The following is a 14241-nucleotide window of genomic DNA, read 5'->3' as shown; positions in this document are numbered from 1 at the left end:
AGTTCCTCGGGTTTAACTGGGACGCACGGCCCACATCTATAGATGTTAATAAATATAAAAAATAGAAGACCGTCGACTGCGGCCTTGCCTTGGGCAAGCCGCCTCCTAGCCACATGCCCAGCTCGAAGCTTTCGCGGCGCCATCGCCGCGGACCTTCTGGCAGACCAACCCCGCGCCATCTGCGAAAACCACTTCTCGAATCGAACCATCCACGCAACAAAATTACCGCTCGTCGGATACATCTCCGCTGCACTGCGCTGCACCGATTCGATTCATTTACTTCATATGCTTTAAAAAAATCACATTAAGCATGGTTTTGAAGCTCAAAACGCCTCTTTTAGCTATCGCAGAAGCTGGTAATCCGTCGTTTTCTTACTTTTCTGGCGGCGCCACGGGCAACTATAAATGCTCCGTCTCAGGGGAATGCCCCTCTTGGAAGCCTTGCAAACACTCATCGTTTACGAGATCGATGACCCGTGGGGGCAGCGCTGCATCTGTGCTGCAAAAAACCGTTTTCATTTCTGACGAATGGATAACTGAAAAGGCCACTCGTCGGCAGTATAGCGGCCACACTTTCGCAACCAAACCTAAGGAAAAACCATGGCAACGATCGTTGAACGACCGCGCAAAAACAAATCGAGCACTTGGCAAGCAACTATTCGGGTAAAGGGCCAAGCACCAGTCACCAAGACTTTTAACACCAGACATGATGCTGAAACCTTCGCCCAAACTGTGGAGGAGAGACTAAAAGCGCTTGTGATTCAATCGGGAAAAAGGATCAAACGTGCCCAATCGAGAGAAGCATCGGTTGCCAGTCTAATGGATGAACGTCTAAGAGATATCGTGATTGCCTACTGCGCTAGCTCCGAATCGCTTCCTCGGCATAGGGCCTCGTCCCCTACAATTCTGACGACCATCGGCAATGTAACCCTGCGCGAGTTAACCCCGCTATGGAACAAAAGCTATATTCAGCGGATGCGAAATAAGCAAACCAGGGTCGGCAATACCTTCACCTATTCAACGATCGGTGTTCACTTTCAAATCATGTCCATCGCATGTCGCTGGCGAGCTGAGAATCTGAACCTCCCTGCGCCACATGTCAATCTCACTAAAAAATACTTCCCCAAGCAATGGGAAAATAGACGCACCCGCCGGCTTTCCGCGGAGGAACAAATCCTCATCGAGAGCATTCTCTCAAACATTGATGCTCCATCAAAAAACCAGTGGCTTCATCTAATGAGGATGGCCTTGGAAACCGGGGCACGATTACAAGAACTGGTTCTGGCCGAATGGACAGAGTTCGATCTCAATAAAAAAGTCTGGACGATACCTGCATCGCATACGAAGTGTAAAAAAGTGCGGGCGGTGCCACTTTCTAACGCGGCGTTGAACTACATGCAGAATCTTCAACGAGAGGCGATCCCTGACAATCACCGCATTTTCCACCATCTTGGCCGGCCAATCTCTGTTTCCGCAGGCTTTCATAAATATGTGCTCAAGGCGGGGTTGATCGACTTTCGTTTTCACGACCTTCGTCATGAAGCAATCAGCAGAATGGTGCTCCACAAGCGCTTGCTTTCAGTCTTTGAGATTATGGCGATTGTCGGACATACCGAGCTATCAATGCTGGTTCGATACGCAAATCTTCGAGGCGACGAACTTGCATCCCGCATGGAATAAACCTCTGCCTGAGGTGGTCGAGACGCCACCTCTCATTGCTTGCAACTGACTTTCGCTGAAAAATGTATTTAAAAGACAAGATACATCATGAGAACAATCAAGTTCAACGATTAGATAGGACATCATTTGCTTTCAATAACAAAAATAAACTCTGCATCTAACCAAGCTAAAAAAGGCCAAAGCTCCAAGGGCTACCTGCATTATCTTGGAGGCCCGAAAGACACGACGCGCCAACGAGGCGACTTTGACGCCTATGCCCGTGGCCAAGACGAAGGCTTAGGGCCTCCGCCATTCTGGACGGGTGGCGGAGTGCCGATGCTTGGGCTCTCCGGTCTGGCAGAACGCGAGCATGTAGAACGCTTGGCCAAGGGATTCCATCCGCTTACCGGGGAGGCATTGGTCAAGGGAGCCGGCGACAACCATGTCATGGGGCTCGACATGACCTTCTCCGCAGTCAAGGACGTCTCGGCGATCTTTGCCGGCGCAGACAAGGAGTCGCGCGACGCGCTCATCGCTTGCCTGCATGACTCCGCAAAAAGCGCTCTGGCCTATGTTGAGAACAATTCGATCACCAGGCACGGCCAAGGTGGCAGGATAAAGCAGCAGGCCGGCGCCACGATATCAGCCTGCTATACTCATTTCAGCAGCCGCGCCGGCGAACCCCAGTTGCATATCCATGGCTTCTTCTTCAACTTGGCCAAGCGCAAAAACAGCAAGGAATGGAGCGCTCTGGAACACCGCGCCCAGTTTGAGGCGAAGATTGCCACCGGCATTCTCTTTCGCGTCGAGCTCGCGAGCCGGCTGCGGGGCCTTGGCTTCGAAGTGGAGCCAGCAGGCCCCTACTTTACAATTCGCGGAATCGACCAGGCACAACGGGACGCCCTGTCGACGCGCTCCAAGCAAATTGCAGAATATGTGCGCGAATGCGGCATGCTTGAAGCGGATGGCGCTGTCGCGCGGGAAATTGCCGCCCTCAACACCCGCTCCGCCAAGGCCGAGCCCTCGCTGCCGGTTCTACTTGAAAGCTTCAAGGAAATGGCCGCAAAGCTGGGCTTGACGCCAGAAGCCGTCGCCTCGTTGCGAACCGGCCACGACAAGCCTGCGCAGCCTGACATTGAAACACCTTTTGAAATTGATCGCGATGCAGTCTTGGCCGAGCTTTTGGAGAGCCAATCGTGCGCGACCGCCCAAGACGCCCTCGCCCTGATCTGCGAAAAGGCCATGGGCCACTGGAACGCGGAGGAATGCCTGGCGGAGCTCGAAAAGTTCCTGGCTCACGCCAATGTCGTTCAACTTGGCCGCACTGAGCACCTTACCGAGATCTTCACGTCGAAGGCCACATTGGATCTTGAGGCTTCGATCAGCGCTTCGGTGGAGCGGCTCTCCCTGGATCGAGCGCACAAGGTCGGCCGCTCCGTCGTCGGCCGTGAGTTCGACCGCTTGGAAAAGGAGCTCAAAGCCAAGCTGGGAGTCGGCGTCTCCCTGGACCAGCAGCGCGCCGCGGCCCTGCACATCGCCTGCGACACAGGCCGGCATGCCTTCGTTGAGGGTTGGGCGGGAACAGGCAAGACGACCCTGCTGAAGGCCTTGGGTGTCGCGTATGCGGCCGCAGGGTTCAACGTCTCAGGCTGCTGCCAGTCGGCCGCAGCAAGCTTGAACTTGGCGCGAGAGGCGGACATACCTTCGCGCACGATCGCCAGCCTGCTCTTGTCGCTTCAAAAGGGCAGAGTGAAACTCGACTCCCAGAGCATCTTGATCCTCGACGAGGCTGGCATGGTCGGCTCCCGCGAATTTGGCCTCCTGCAAGCGGAGGCTATCAAGGCCGGCGCGAAGCTAGTTTCGGTCGGCGACGCAAAGCAGCTTCAGCCCATCGACGCGGGCGGGATCTTTCGGGCGCTCGCCATCCGTCACGGCAAGGCCGAAATCTCAAACATTCAGCGACAGCGGACGGACTTCGCTCCCCTGCTCACATGGCTCGAAGCTCGCGGAAGCCTGTCGAAGCTTCAAGGCCAAGCCTTGCGCGAGGCACCGGAGGAGGCGCGGCTGCAGGCGCTCGAATCGATTTGCTCGGGCGACGCCAAGCTGGCTCGGGCCTTCGAAAAATGGAGGGGCCGCTACGATTTCGAATGGATGCGCAAGGCCGTGGAGCTCTTCGCCACCGGCGAGGCACGTGCCGGCCTTGAGATGCTTGACGAGCGCGGACGGCTCAAGCTGGTCTCGGGCCACTCCGCCACCGTTGCCCAGTTGATCGAGGCGTGGGACCAGGACAAGGCCGCATTGCCGCAGAAGGCCATCATCGCCGGCACGCGCGCCGAGGTCGCGGAGCTCAATGCCAAGGCGCGGGCCACTCTTGTCGAAAGGGGCATCGTTCGCGATGCAGATGGAATTGAGGCCGAGATCATCCACCGCGACGACACCACCGACATCAAGCGCTTCGCGCCTGGCGACCGCATCGTCTTCACCAAAAATGACAGGTCGCTGGGCGTGTCAAATGGCGTGGCGGCCACTGTTGTGGCCATTGAACACGCCGCGGCTGGCATCATGCTCGTAGTAGAGCTCGACGAGCCAAACGAGCGCCAGGAAAAGGTAGTTCGCATCCCCGCATCGTTTGGGCGTTTCGCCCATGCCTTTTGCCTGACGAACCACAAGAGCCAAGGCCGCACGTTCGAATCGGCGTATGTATTGGTAAATCCTCGAATGGCCGATCGCGAATGGAGCTATGTCGCAGCCAGCCGCTCCCGCTTCTCGACCACCCTTTATGCGAATCTTGGGGCCTTGGGAGCCGGCGATCCAGAGTCCCATCAGCAGCAGGATGGCGCGCTAAGCGAGCGGGGAAAGGCATTGGACGCCCTGGCCTTTGGCATGAGCCGCAGCCGAGCCAAGGGCACCACGCTCGATTATGAGGCTCCCATTGTGAAACCAGTGAATCCGCGCGCGTCTTCTCCAAGATGGACGACATCGTTCCGAAATCTCATTTCGAGGGCAATCCGGCGAATGCGTTCGGGCTCTCGGCCTTTCGGCCCCACTTCTAATAGCATCGCCAGTCCCAATATCATGGCCAATGTCGGCGCCATCTCCCCAGCGCCATGCTCTATCCGCTTCTCTCCATTATCCACCTGGCTGCCCTCTTCTCCCATAGGTTTAGCTGTGCACTCCACCTCTGGCCCTCGGGACTCGGCCCATGGGCAGGTTCCATATAAAAGGCCACCGGCCATCCTGCTTGGAGAGCCCGAGTTAGGTCTGGTTCGCTAGAGATTTTTCAGTTCGGAGAACGGGTGAGATGAATGTTAGGAGCGCTGCTATGAGTGCTGTAAATGACGGGGTGATGCGTTGAACAAGAAAAATGTGACAAACCATGCGGAGCATATGAACAATATGAAAATGCCTATGGAATCATCCGAGCAGCCCAGCAAGCGAAGCCTATGGGAAAGCCGAGGCATCTATCTTCAACTCAATCCAAAACGAAAAGCGCGGCTTCGTGAAATTGCCCGCTCAAGAGGAGTCGAGGAATCCCCGCTCAAAGCGCTGGCCGCATACCTTGACGAGGCGCAGGACGGCCCGCGCGGATCATTGAAGGCAGTGGAGTTCGACACTGCTGGCGACATTGACGATCTGCGCTCCTTGCTTTGCGGCCGCATCGACAGGCTGGAACAATCCATAGGGCAGATTCATTACTTGGTAAAAGAAAGCGCCAGCAGCAATCCTGGCATAGAGCCTGCCCTGGCTGCGCCAACGAAAGAAGATATCCTGTCATATGAGGCCCCATCACTTCTCACGTGGCTCGACTCGCCCATGGCGGAAGGTGGCCTAGAAGTGTATAGCTTGGCGTTGCTGCAAGCCTACTGGATTGCCACCAGGGCAGACGGCAGCGCCCTAGGCAAGATCGCCTTGGAGCTAAGTGTTGAGGCCTTGCATGTGGATGGATGCGCTGTAGACGACGGCGCTGAGATGCGAGTGATTCTGGAAAATATGGACCCGCAATGCGCGCTAGCCGCTGGCATAGCGCAGGCCCCGTTCGATCCCATTACTCTTGTTTGCAAAAAAAATGCCCAAGGCGGATGGCATATCGGCACCCTCCAGAGAAACGATGCCACTGGGCTCGGCGAGCAGCTCGCTTGGCATGGCCAATAGCATCATCGCACTGCTAGGCACTTTCAAATCCCACTATTCGGCATCAAGCGCGACCTGAAGCGAGTCAATATTCATGCTCTCGTCAAATGCCACCGACCAAACAGCCACATTGCGCATATCGTCTGGCGAGGTGTCCACATAGCGCTCCACCGCCGAGATGCCCGCGGACCAGACCGCAGGAGGACAACGATGCTCCTTCAAGATAGCATCCACGCGCGGGCGTTGAGCAGCCGCAAGGATCAAATGGCCATTTTGAATTGTCAGGCGTTCTCCGGTCAAATCATCAATCATGCAATCCCCTTCATTGCCCCAGCTCAGAACCGGGGCGACATATGACATAGAGAGTGCTGGGAGCTCTATCTCAGCGCTCATAGCAAAGCATATACCAACGGTGCGTCAGGTGTATAAAAAAAATGAGCATCCGAATTCACTCGGCGGCTCATTTTTCCCATGGCTGTCTTCTAGTCTATATATTCGCCCTCAAGCACCTATGCGATGGTCTCAGGTGCCATGCCAACGTGATCAAGGTGCCGCAGTTCTTTCGGACAGGCTCTCGACAGGGAGCCTGTCCGAAAGCCGAAAGTCAATATCAGGCTGCAGACAATTTAACAACACGCTGCATAGACGCGTTTACATTCCCTTTGGATTAATCAGAACTTGGCATTGGTCAGATTAACGAACCAGAGCCGCGCATCCCCGTCAATCGGTCCCTGATAGGACATCTTGACGAACATGGACGAAATAAGGTAATCGGCGTTCGAATAAAACGTATTGTCTTCGCCTGTTGATTGCGGCAATAGTTGGCGCGGAATTCGTGGCCCTGCTGTCCTGAGCTGCTGAGAGGAATACATCGATGGCGACATAATTCCTCGATAAGCGCGCATGGCGCCAAGGGACAGATATCTGTCGTCCGACTTGATATCCACACTGCAAATCACAACACCATCAACTTTCTGAGATTTCTTCTCAGAGCTCCATATCAGCGCACTAAATTTAATGCATTCCAACGGGCGTGCCTGATTCATTGATTGCGTGTATCTGGTGCCAGAATGCTCCCTTGAACCCAGCGTCTCGGAATAGTCATCAATGTGAATGCTTACGCGTGGCCAGAAATTCCCAAAGCTCTCCAGCGGGTAGCGCTCAAACAGCTTGTAGAGCGGAGTGCTCTCTATGGACTTTCCCGCCCAACGATGATCTGTCGGGTGCGGGCCGTCGATGATAATTCTTACTCCATTGATAAACTTCGGAGTGCCCTCACCGGCAGCGATCACGGGCGCCGCTGGCTGGCTAGTTGGACCGTTGCCCGTTGCAGAGGTCGGCACCGTTCCGTTAAGCATCGCGCCCACTGTGTTGATCGCTTGCTGAAGCTGGACATTCGAGCCTGCCTGCATGCCGGGGTTGGCGCATGCGGACAGCACAAATGGGACGAGCGCAATCAAAGGCGCGGATAAAATTTTACGCATCAGTATTTCCTATAAGTTAATTAAAACAGATGAATGCTGTGGCCGCAGCAGCGGCAACGATCACTGGGCGAGGCGTGTGCCTTGCCCAGCGTCCTAGTCCAGCGCCTGCTATCGAGCAAGGATCTCAATTCGATCGATCCAGGTTGTAATTTGCGCCTTCGGATAGCCAACCATGAGCTGGAAGCGGCGCTTGCGGAGCTGCGAGCGCTCAAACTCGTCATCCTTGACGACTATTCCCAGCGCAAAGGTGGGCGCGTCGCCGTCGGTTTTTGCGGGAATTTCATCCAAGCTCGCCGTCGCGCAAGCGTCTTTGAGTGACCCGATCCACACGTCGCCATTCAACTCAACGACAGCGCGGCCACTCTTGTCGGCAGCAATGGTCCATGCTAGCGAGCCGTTGTCATACAGGGCATTTTCTAAAAATGCATCGCCAAGACCTGCAAGCTCTTTAAGCTCGCTCACGCGCGCCATGCTGATTTCGCGTTCAGCCTTCCATGCAGCGCGTGCGCTAAGCCTCACCGCAGCTAAGCTATCCTGATGCTCGGTGACATAGGCATCCGCTCTCGCGTGTCCCATTGAAAATATTCTTTTTTGAATCGGCATCCAGTAACGATTGAAGTCGCTCGCCAGCATCGGGCCGATCTCGTAGAAGGATGCGCCAAAGTCAGGCGTGGAATGCCATTTTCGTTCAAGACGGGCAGAGCCTTCTCTGACAAGCTCGTCGCCTCGCCATTTCACGCTGATAGGTGTTCCAACCACAACCTCTTGAGAGAATGCAAAAAAGTAAATGCTAGTGCTATTTTCTTCGACGGCACAGGCCAAATCTGACAGCCGGAAAGTGCGATCAAAACGCGTCGAAATGTCAGCTTTAATACCCAGGATAGTTACACCGACATTGTCGACATGGGATACCAACCTTGCCTCGTCGCGCTCGAAATTGATCATCAAATCGAACCGAGAACAGGAATAGCCCCACTCCGCTCCGTTCACGTCGCCACTGGCGATGCCGGCCTCGTCTGCGTAGGTGGGCGGCGCGGCGGCGCGAACCGCAGCTTTTTGCCGGTTGAGGAATGCCAAATCCACGATCCAGAAAATAATCACCGCGGGAATCCCAAGCATCGGGTAGACCACCGACGCCATGATTGAGAGCACGAATTTGTGTTTGAATTTACTGAACCACACCGCTCTGGGATTCACACTTTCACCCCGCTTCAATGCCGCTTTGAGGACGACGAGGCCGCGCCGGTAGTGTGCGACCAATTGCCAAATCCAGAAAACAAACACCGCAGCTAACACCGCAGGTTTGGGCGTGGTCACTACCGCTACCACCGAACACAAAACTTTGATCGCGAAATATATGATGCTAGCGAGCAAGCTTTTCGGGGAATTAGACATTCTTACACCTTTCAATTTGTTGCCTGTTCAAACCTAGGGGTTCCGGGACATTGCATGAGAGAAAAACATGCAGCGAACGAATAATAAACTATTTTAGTTGTGTTTCAACTTTTTAAGTCCTTCAAACAAATAAGCCTAGTAGCCACCATTCGGGTTGAACCACCACAAGGACGCCCCATGGAATCTCAACGACTCAAAAAAATTTCCCAAACAGTGGGCGCCGCCATCGCGAGCCACAGAGTCCGAGTCGGCCTCACGCAAGAGGATGTTGCCGAGCGCTTGGGAATCGGCAACGAGGCCATCTCGCGACTTGAGCGCGGCATCGTCTTGCCATCGATCCCGCGCCTGTCAGAGCTCGCGGAGCTCTTTGATTGCAGAATGAATGAATTGCTGCTGACATCCAGCGATCGCAAAACCGACCAGGCCGCGGCCATTGAAGCCCATCTCAGCGGCCTTTCCCCAGAGGACCGAGCATTCGTCGTCGATCAGGCGCGCGCCACTGCCGTCTACCTGCGGGAAAGGGCTAACAACTACTTTTGCTCAACCATTTCTTCCCCCGACACTCCCTCAACGGGACAGCACAAGAAAAATACAAAAAAATCTTGAAATAGAGAGCGCAAACTCCTGCGCCGGTGGTTAAGCATTCCATTGCTCTCCGACAACCAGAAAAATAACGCAACGGCTGTCGAAAAGATTGAATCTATGCGACACCAGCAAACAGATTGGCAATATTAACGATATTGAAATTGACGCTGTTGAACTCAGATCGGCCTCAGAGCGAGATGCCATCCCAAGCGAGGGACTGCGAAATGGGATGTCTGCGGAGCGCGAGGCGTGGCGCAAGAGGAGCAACGAATGCTCGCGAGTTGAGTCCGGCGTAGATCTAGGCGGACGTAGATGGCAAACCAGCGAGCAAACGCGGAACCCGCGCATGCGGAGTCACCGCTCGCGACCGAATGTTGGCGCGCGCCCTACACGCCATCAGATAGAACTATGTCGGCAGCAAGAAGAAGTGGAATTGGAAGTGAAAATGGAAGGGAATAAAGAAGGATGTGGCCTTTAACGCCTGTCAAAGCCCACGTTAAGAGCGATCAAAGCCCAAGGCTGTCGAAACCCTCAGCAATAAAGGGCTTATGACAAGATGGGCAGTTAAAGGCTGGGGCTTAGCGCTGGCAAGGTATTTTGGCTAAGGCGCATCAACTTGCGTATGAGACTAGGAGGCATTCCCGATGCGGTTTGAAATGCCCTGGTCATGTGGGCCAAATCAGAAAAACCTTCGTCAAAGGCAATCATCGTAAGGCTATCCAAGGATGAGAGGCGATGCGATGCGCGAACCAAGCGCGACGCTTGCCTAAGCGCTTCGGCCGTTATACTTGACTCCCGCAACCGGCGCTCCAAAGTCCGCTGGTGACAACCCAGCTTGCGAGCAACACTTGCGATGGGAATGTGTCCCTCGCTTTCAAACACCAGAGCCACTTCTCCGACAGCGGACGCCTCCACACCCAGAATCTTGGCAGTGGTGGTCAAGCTGCGCCTCTCTGCTCCGCTCGGCAACTGCGCATTGCGCCGTGTGGTCGCCATCATGGTTTCCACAATCGCCAAGGTGCCTTGGCGACAGCTATCAGGATCGTCGCCATGAGCCATGAGCGATCCATCTGCGCCGTTACCGTTGCCGTTGCCGTTGCCATTGCCATTGCGCGAACTGTTGTGGGAGCGGTTGTTGAGCCGGCGCGCGTAGCCACTGGCGCCCAGGCTGGTCTGCACACCCAGCTTCGCGGACTGGTTATAGGCGTTGAACGCGACAAGCACATCCGCTTCGCGCTCGAACGACGAGAGGAGCAAATATCCAGGATTGACGTCAGTGGCGAGGAAGTCATTGACCATGCGCTCAACGACGCCTGCGCCGGCTCCCTCTGCGGTCCTAGCCCGGCCGGCAGCATGGTAGCGCTGATACGGCAAGTGGCCACTGATAACATGCGACACTGCCGAGACAAACCGGTTCATCGGCGTCCAGCCGGCCTTCCCCTCAAGCGCATTAACTACAACGTGGTATGCAAGTGAGTTCGGCATTTCTCGATTCCTAGTGTAGCGTTTTGGCGAGTATGGGCAGTCGGCGGGCCAATGCAAAGCAGCAATTGCCTGTAAACGAAAAAGGCTGCGAATGTCGCAGCCACGGGAGCAAAAATGTGTCCTACCTAGGGAACCACTGATTAATTCGACTTTTCGCCCAAATGAAGCATGTAAGTTTTTGATTTTTAAGGAGAAAAATTTTAGAGATTGAATTAATCAGCACTTCCCTAGATGCGCATTAACACAGCCTATAAATTAGTAGCTGCTGAGCTCACTGTATAGCGGAATATTTTAAAAACCTCTCGCAGTATACCGCCGCCCGTTTAAATTTCCATGATACAACGTTATCTAGAAGAGAACGTATTTTTAGAAATGTTTTTTGTTCTATGCATTGTTAGATTTAATGGCTCTGATGAAATTTTCACATCAAAGATAAGCTGCTTAATTTGCTGAAATGAAAATTCCATGACAGGTATCAGGCAGCTATCAATGGAACATATCAGAGATGCTGGTGAACAATTGGCCCTCACGGACCGCTGCCACCAGCAGCTGCGAGGATGGTTAGTTAGCAGGGACAAGGATAGCGTTAATCGAAACTGGTGGCAGATTAATGCCCAGAAGCTTACTGTCGGCTACAGGAGCCTTAGGCGCGGCGCGAATGCTTTCTGCGGCAGCTTTTGCAGCGGAGAGCTCCTTCTCTTTCTCCGCCAAATCGCTCAGCGCCTTGGCATGCCTCAGGGCGTTCTTATCAGTAGACTTCTGCTGCAATGCTCGGCTGCTGTCCTTAAAGTCCTGAATAAGCTGGCTGGACATCGACTTTGACATCGGAGCCGCGAAGAATTCTCTCAAGTTGTGCTTCGCAGATTCCGGCACTTTGGCTAGCTCCTTAAGCGGGGCATCTACTTTGGTCTCAATCACAGCTTTCTTAGCCTCATCCGCCTCACCAGCTATTTTTTTCACCGCCTCTTCAGTTTTAGTTTTGGTGGCAGCTACATCAGCGTCATATCGGACTCCAAATCCATTCAGGTCGCCTATGGCCTTCAACCACTCCAACCGCTTATCCTTGTTAGCCGCGACGAAATCTGCTTCCAAGTCTTTGATGTCGGTTTTTATACCAGGCACGAAGGGCGGTGCGTTGTCGCCCACCCCTGCCAGTTGGGTTACGTAAAGCTTATAGAGAGCATCCAGCGATAGCTTTTTCGGCGAACCCGCACCATACATGTCAATGACCAGTCTGCCCACCAGCGTCTCGGTTTGGGCTTTTCTAATAGGGTCGGTCAATGAGGTGTCCGGAGCGACATACTTGACCGCTGCGAGGCTAGTCTTCAATAAAACCTTAATCGCATTGGGAGAACAGTCTGCATGATAGGACAGCAGCATACCTTTCGCGTCATCAAAATTCTCAGGGACGTTGGCCCTGATCGTCGCCGCCGTGACTTTACGCCCCTCTCTCAGCTTCGCATCAATGTCGCTGAGCGATCCCAAAATAATTTCGTTCTTAAAGGCGTCAATAGACGCGTTCCCTGCCGCCAGGCCCAGCGAGCCACGCGCCAATGAGCCAGGGTTAGCTCCATTGATGCCAGAAATTCCTAAAATAACGTTACCGACAATGTTCAGCATGTCCTTGAAAAAGCTGACGTCTCGATCCGACCTTCCGAGCACTCCGATCCATTCATTGCATGCGATGTCGGACAAGTTAATCCCCGCCCGCAGGTAGTTCCCATTTGTTGCCAGCGAGGGAGCATCGATAGCCGCATCCTGCTTCAACTTGAAGCGACCCACCGCCTCTTGCACATTACTGAAATACTGGGTGGGCTCATACGAGCGGTCCCAGAACCCATCAGCCTGGCTAGGCGTCGACACCAATAAGGCAGCGCACAGGCTACCGACCAATGGCGCGTGCTTCATCTGAGCGAAATAGTTCGACAACTCCATTGCAAACTCCTTCCTTTCAAGGTTGGACAGCCCGGGAACTCCCGGTGGTTCAGCCAGCCAACGCTAGCTCACTAAGGCCATGCATTCAAAATCACGAAACCCAATCTATTAGGAGCGTTTGGAATGCTCACGCAGCCTGGAGCAACGTAGCTGTCTGATTGAGGAACAATTTTACTCATGGAAATTTGTTATCATTTTGAAACTTTATGATTGTGGTTTTTATGAGAATTTTGACCATATGTGTTTCGCCTCAACTACGTCTGCCCCATGGCGGAGCGCAGACAACTAAATTCCGAAATTTAACGTTCTGACAAACTTATGCTCTCGCATCGAAAGTCATTCCTGGCCGGCATAGAACACCTCTCGCGGCAACCTGCACTGAGACATCGAAGAATGTAAAAGTTGCATCTTGAAAAGTAGGCAAGCTACGGAGGTCAACCATACTTGCGAATGAAACACCGTCATCACTGATGCAGTGCTGTGCGTGCGAGTCAGTCCGCTCTCCTAGAGTCGCAGAGCGACTTTTACTAAAAGAGTCTCAGCTCGGTCAGAAATTTTCCAAATAAAAATTCCACTCGCTACCGGCTAGCCCGGCATTACCGGGGATCTAGCGACGATAAAAAAGAGCGCTCAGACGAGCGCTCTTTCATTGCGTGCTCTATCGGCGCGCATCAAAGCCGCGCGCTACCTCTCGACGCACCGTCCCGACTGAGGGGCGCAATCGCTAACTCTAAGGCGGCTTTTTCTTCCTGAGCCTCGCGCTCAGCGCAAACGTAATCCCAAATTTTCCCAGGGTAGCCTACTCGTGCGGGACCTTCCACGCGTATGCCCAATTCCAGAATACAGTTGACCAAATTGCTGTAATACCACGCCTCAACGTGCTTTCCATATTCTATTTTGAAAGCCTGGATGCGAGAAGATAAAGCATCGAGCAAGATTTTCAGAGGCCAAATATCTTGTGGCTCCTGACGAACCTTAGCAATCGCTGTGTTCACCAGTTCAGTGAACACAGGCGCACATCTGCGACGAAGAGCAAGCTCGCCGACACTGACAATTGAGAGGTCATCCTCATCCACGAACCGAACAGTAAACACCGAGATACCCGCGAGTTCAAGCGCGGCGACGCCATCCTTGAACATATCTAAATTACCCATCCTCGTTGCAGCTACCACCTTGTCATATCCATGTTTGAAAACGCTTTGGGTCGAATCTGCTTTCGGTCCCGCCTTGCTAGCGGCGTTCAACGTTTTTTGACGATCTATTGCGCGCTTTGCTTTTTTTGCCATGTTCATCTCCTAGTTGAAGACGCGGGACCGAAATGGCTCCGCGACAGATTCATGATGCGCGCTAAGAAGCTTGGCAAAACTACGCGGCGAAACCATCGCGAAGCGCAACGCAGCGCAAATCAAGATTTGCGGACTCAATAAGCAAAGCAGGGACCAAAGCGAGCGCGATGCAGCGCATTAGTTGTGCGCCGACGCAACACCTACTCAAACAGAAAAGTGATTTTTTAGGCTACACTTCCTCAAGAAGCGGCTCAGGTCGCCCAACACTCACTGCCACGGAG

Annotated in this window: 10 protein-coding genes; 4 read left to right on the top strand and 6 right to left on the bottom strand. The window is 53.8% G+C overall.

Features of this window, described 5'->3' with window-relative positions:
• Positions 1-600 precede the first annotated feature (600 nt).
• The 3 genes from IGS58_RS10925 (at position 601) to IGS58_RS10915 (ending at position 5811) form a co-directional block, all read left to right on the top strand.
• Positions 601-1680 carry a site-specific integrase gene (locus IGS58_RS10925; protein WP_230521348.1) on the top strand — a complete coding sequence of 360 codons (1080 nt, stop codon included), beginning with the start codon at positions 601-603 and terminating at the stop codon, positions 1678-1680.
• 126 nt (positions 1681-1806) lie between these two features.
• Positions 1807-4932 carry a MobF family relaxase gene (mobF, locus tag IGS58_RS10920; protein ID WP_230521347.1) on the top strand — a complete coding sequence of 1042 codons (3126 nt, stop codon included), beginning with the start codon at positions 1807-1809 and terminating at the stop codon, positions 4930-4932.
• Between the two features lie 78 nt (positions 4933-5010).
• Entirely contained in the window at positions 5011-5811 is an 801-nt protein-coding gene (locus IGS58_RS10915) for a hypothetical protein (protein WP_230521346.1), read from the top strand.
• Between the two features lie 33 nt (positions 5812-5844).
• On the opposite strand, the gene IGS58_RS10910 is transcribed toward IGS58_RS10915, so the two are convergent.
• The 3 genes from IGS58_RS10910 to IGS58_RS10900 all read right to left on the bottom strand — a co-directional run bounded on the left by IGS58_RS10910 (position 5845) and on the right by IGS58_RS10900 (position 8669).
• On the bottom strand, positions 5845-6102 hold the full coding sequence (locus tag IGS58_RS10910) for a hypothetical protein (RefSeq protein ID WP_230521345.1): 258 nt from the start codon (positions 6100-6102) through the stop codon (positions 5845-5847).
• 359 nt (positions 6103-6461) lie between these two features.
• Complete coding sequence (locus IGS58_RS10905; RefSeq protein ID WP_230521344.1) at positions 6462-7274, bottom strand: hypothetical protein; 813 nt, start codon at positions 7272-7274, stop codon at positions 6462-6464.
• 108 nt (positions 7275-7382) lie between these two features.
• Positions 7383-8669, bottom strand: a complete 1287-nt coding sequence (locus IGS58_RS10900; protein WP_230521343.1) for a hypothetical protein — start codon at positions 8667-8669, stop codon at positions 7383-7385.
• 177 nt (positions 8670-8846) lie between these two features.
• On the opposite strand from IGS58_RS10900, the gene IGS58_RS10895 reads away from it, so the two are divergent.
• Positions 8847-9275, top strand: coding sequence for a helix-turn-helix domain-containing protein (locus IGS58_RS10895; RefSeq protein ID WP_071076884.1), 429 nt, complete (start codon positions 8847-8849; stop codon positions 9273-9275).
• A 543-nt stretch (positions 9276-9818) separates the two neighbouring features.
• On the opposite strand, the gene IGS58_RS10890 is transcribed toward IGS58_RS10895, so the two are convergent.
• From IGS58_RS10890 to IGS58_RS10880, 3 genes are all read right to left on the bottom strand, one after another.
• The gene (locus IGS58_RS10890; RefSeq protein ID WP_230521342.1) at positions 9819-10739 is read right to left on the bottom strand and encodes a helix-turn-helix domain-containing protein; all 921 of its coding nucleotides are present in this window, start codon (positions 10737-10739) and stop codon (positions 9819-9821) included.
• A 561-nt stretch (positions 10740-11300) separates the two neighbouring features.
• Positions 11301-12674 (bottom strand): hypothetical protein, encoded by a 1374-nt coding sequence (locus IGS58_RS10885; RefSeq protein ID WP_230521341.1) that lies wholly within the window; start codon positions 12672-12674, stop codon positions 11301-11303.
• Between the two features lie 671 nt (positions 12675-13345).
• Positions 13346-13960 (bottom strand): hypothetical protein, encoded by a 615-nt coding sequence (locus tag IGS58_RS10880; RefSeq protein ID WP_230521340.1) that lies wholly within the window; start codon positions 13958-13960, stop codon positions 13346-13348.
• Positions 13961-14241: the final 281 nt, after the last annotated feature.

Origin of the sequence: Janthinobacterium sp. EB271-G4-7A (assembly GCF_020858075.1) — a bacterium.
Classification (GTDB): domain Bacteria; phylum Pseudomonadota; class Gammaproteobacteria; order Burkholderiales; family Burkholderiaceae_D; genus Janthinobacterium; species Janthinobacterium lividum.
Note: the sequence above shows the minus strand (reverse complement) of the source record. Positions and strands in the feature narration are given on the sequence as shown.

What these genes read in the sequence shown, in the direction of transcription:
- IGS58_RS10910 (WP_230521345.1), bottom strand. Translation starts at nt 6,102, where the DNA reads ATGATTGATGATTTGACCGGAGAACGCCTGACAATTCAAAATGGCCAT.
- IGS58_RS10925 (WP_230521348.1), top strand. Translation starts at nt 601, where the DNA reads ATGGCAACGATCGTTGAACGACCGCGCAAAAACAAATCGAGCACTTGG.
- IGS58_RS10880 (WP_230521340.1), bottom strand. Translation starts at nt 13,960, where the DNA reads ATGGCAAAAAAAGCAAAGCGCGCAATAGATCGTCAAAAAACGTTGAAC.
- IGS58_RS10895 (WP_071076884.1), top strand. Translation starts at nt 8,847, where the DNA reads ATGGAATCTCAACGACTCAAAAAAATTTCCCAAACAGTGGGCGCCGCC.
- IGS58_RS10890 (WP_230521342.1), bottom strand. Translation starts at nt 10,739, where the DNA reads ATGCCGAACTCACTTGCATACCACGTTGTAGTTAATGCGCTTGAGGGG.
- IGS58_RS10900 (WP_230521343.1), bottom strand. Translation starts at nt 8,669, where the DNA reads ATGTCTAATTCCCCGAAAAGCTTGCTCGCTAGCATCATATATTTCGCG.
- IGS58_RS10885 (WP_230521341.1), bottom strand. Translation starts at nt 12,674, where the DNA reads ATGGAGTTGTCGAACTATTTCGCTCAGATGAAGCACGCGCCATTGGTC.
- IGS58_RS10905 (WP_230521344.1), bottom strand. Translation starts at nt 7,274, where the DNA reads ATGCGTAAAATTTTATCCGCGCCTTTGATTGCGCTCGTCCCATTTGTG.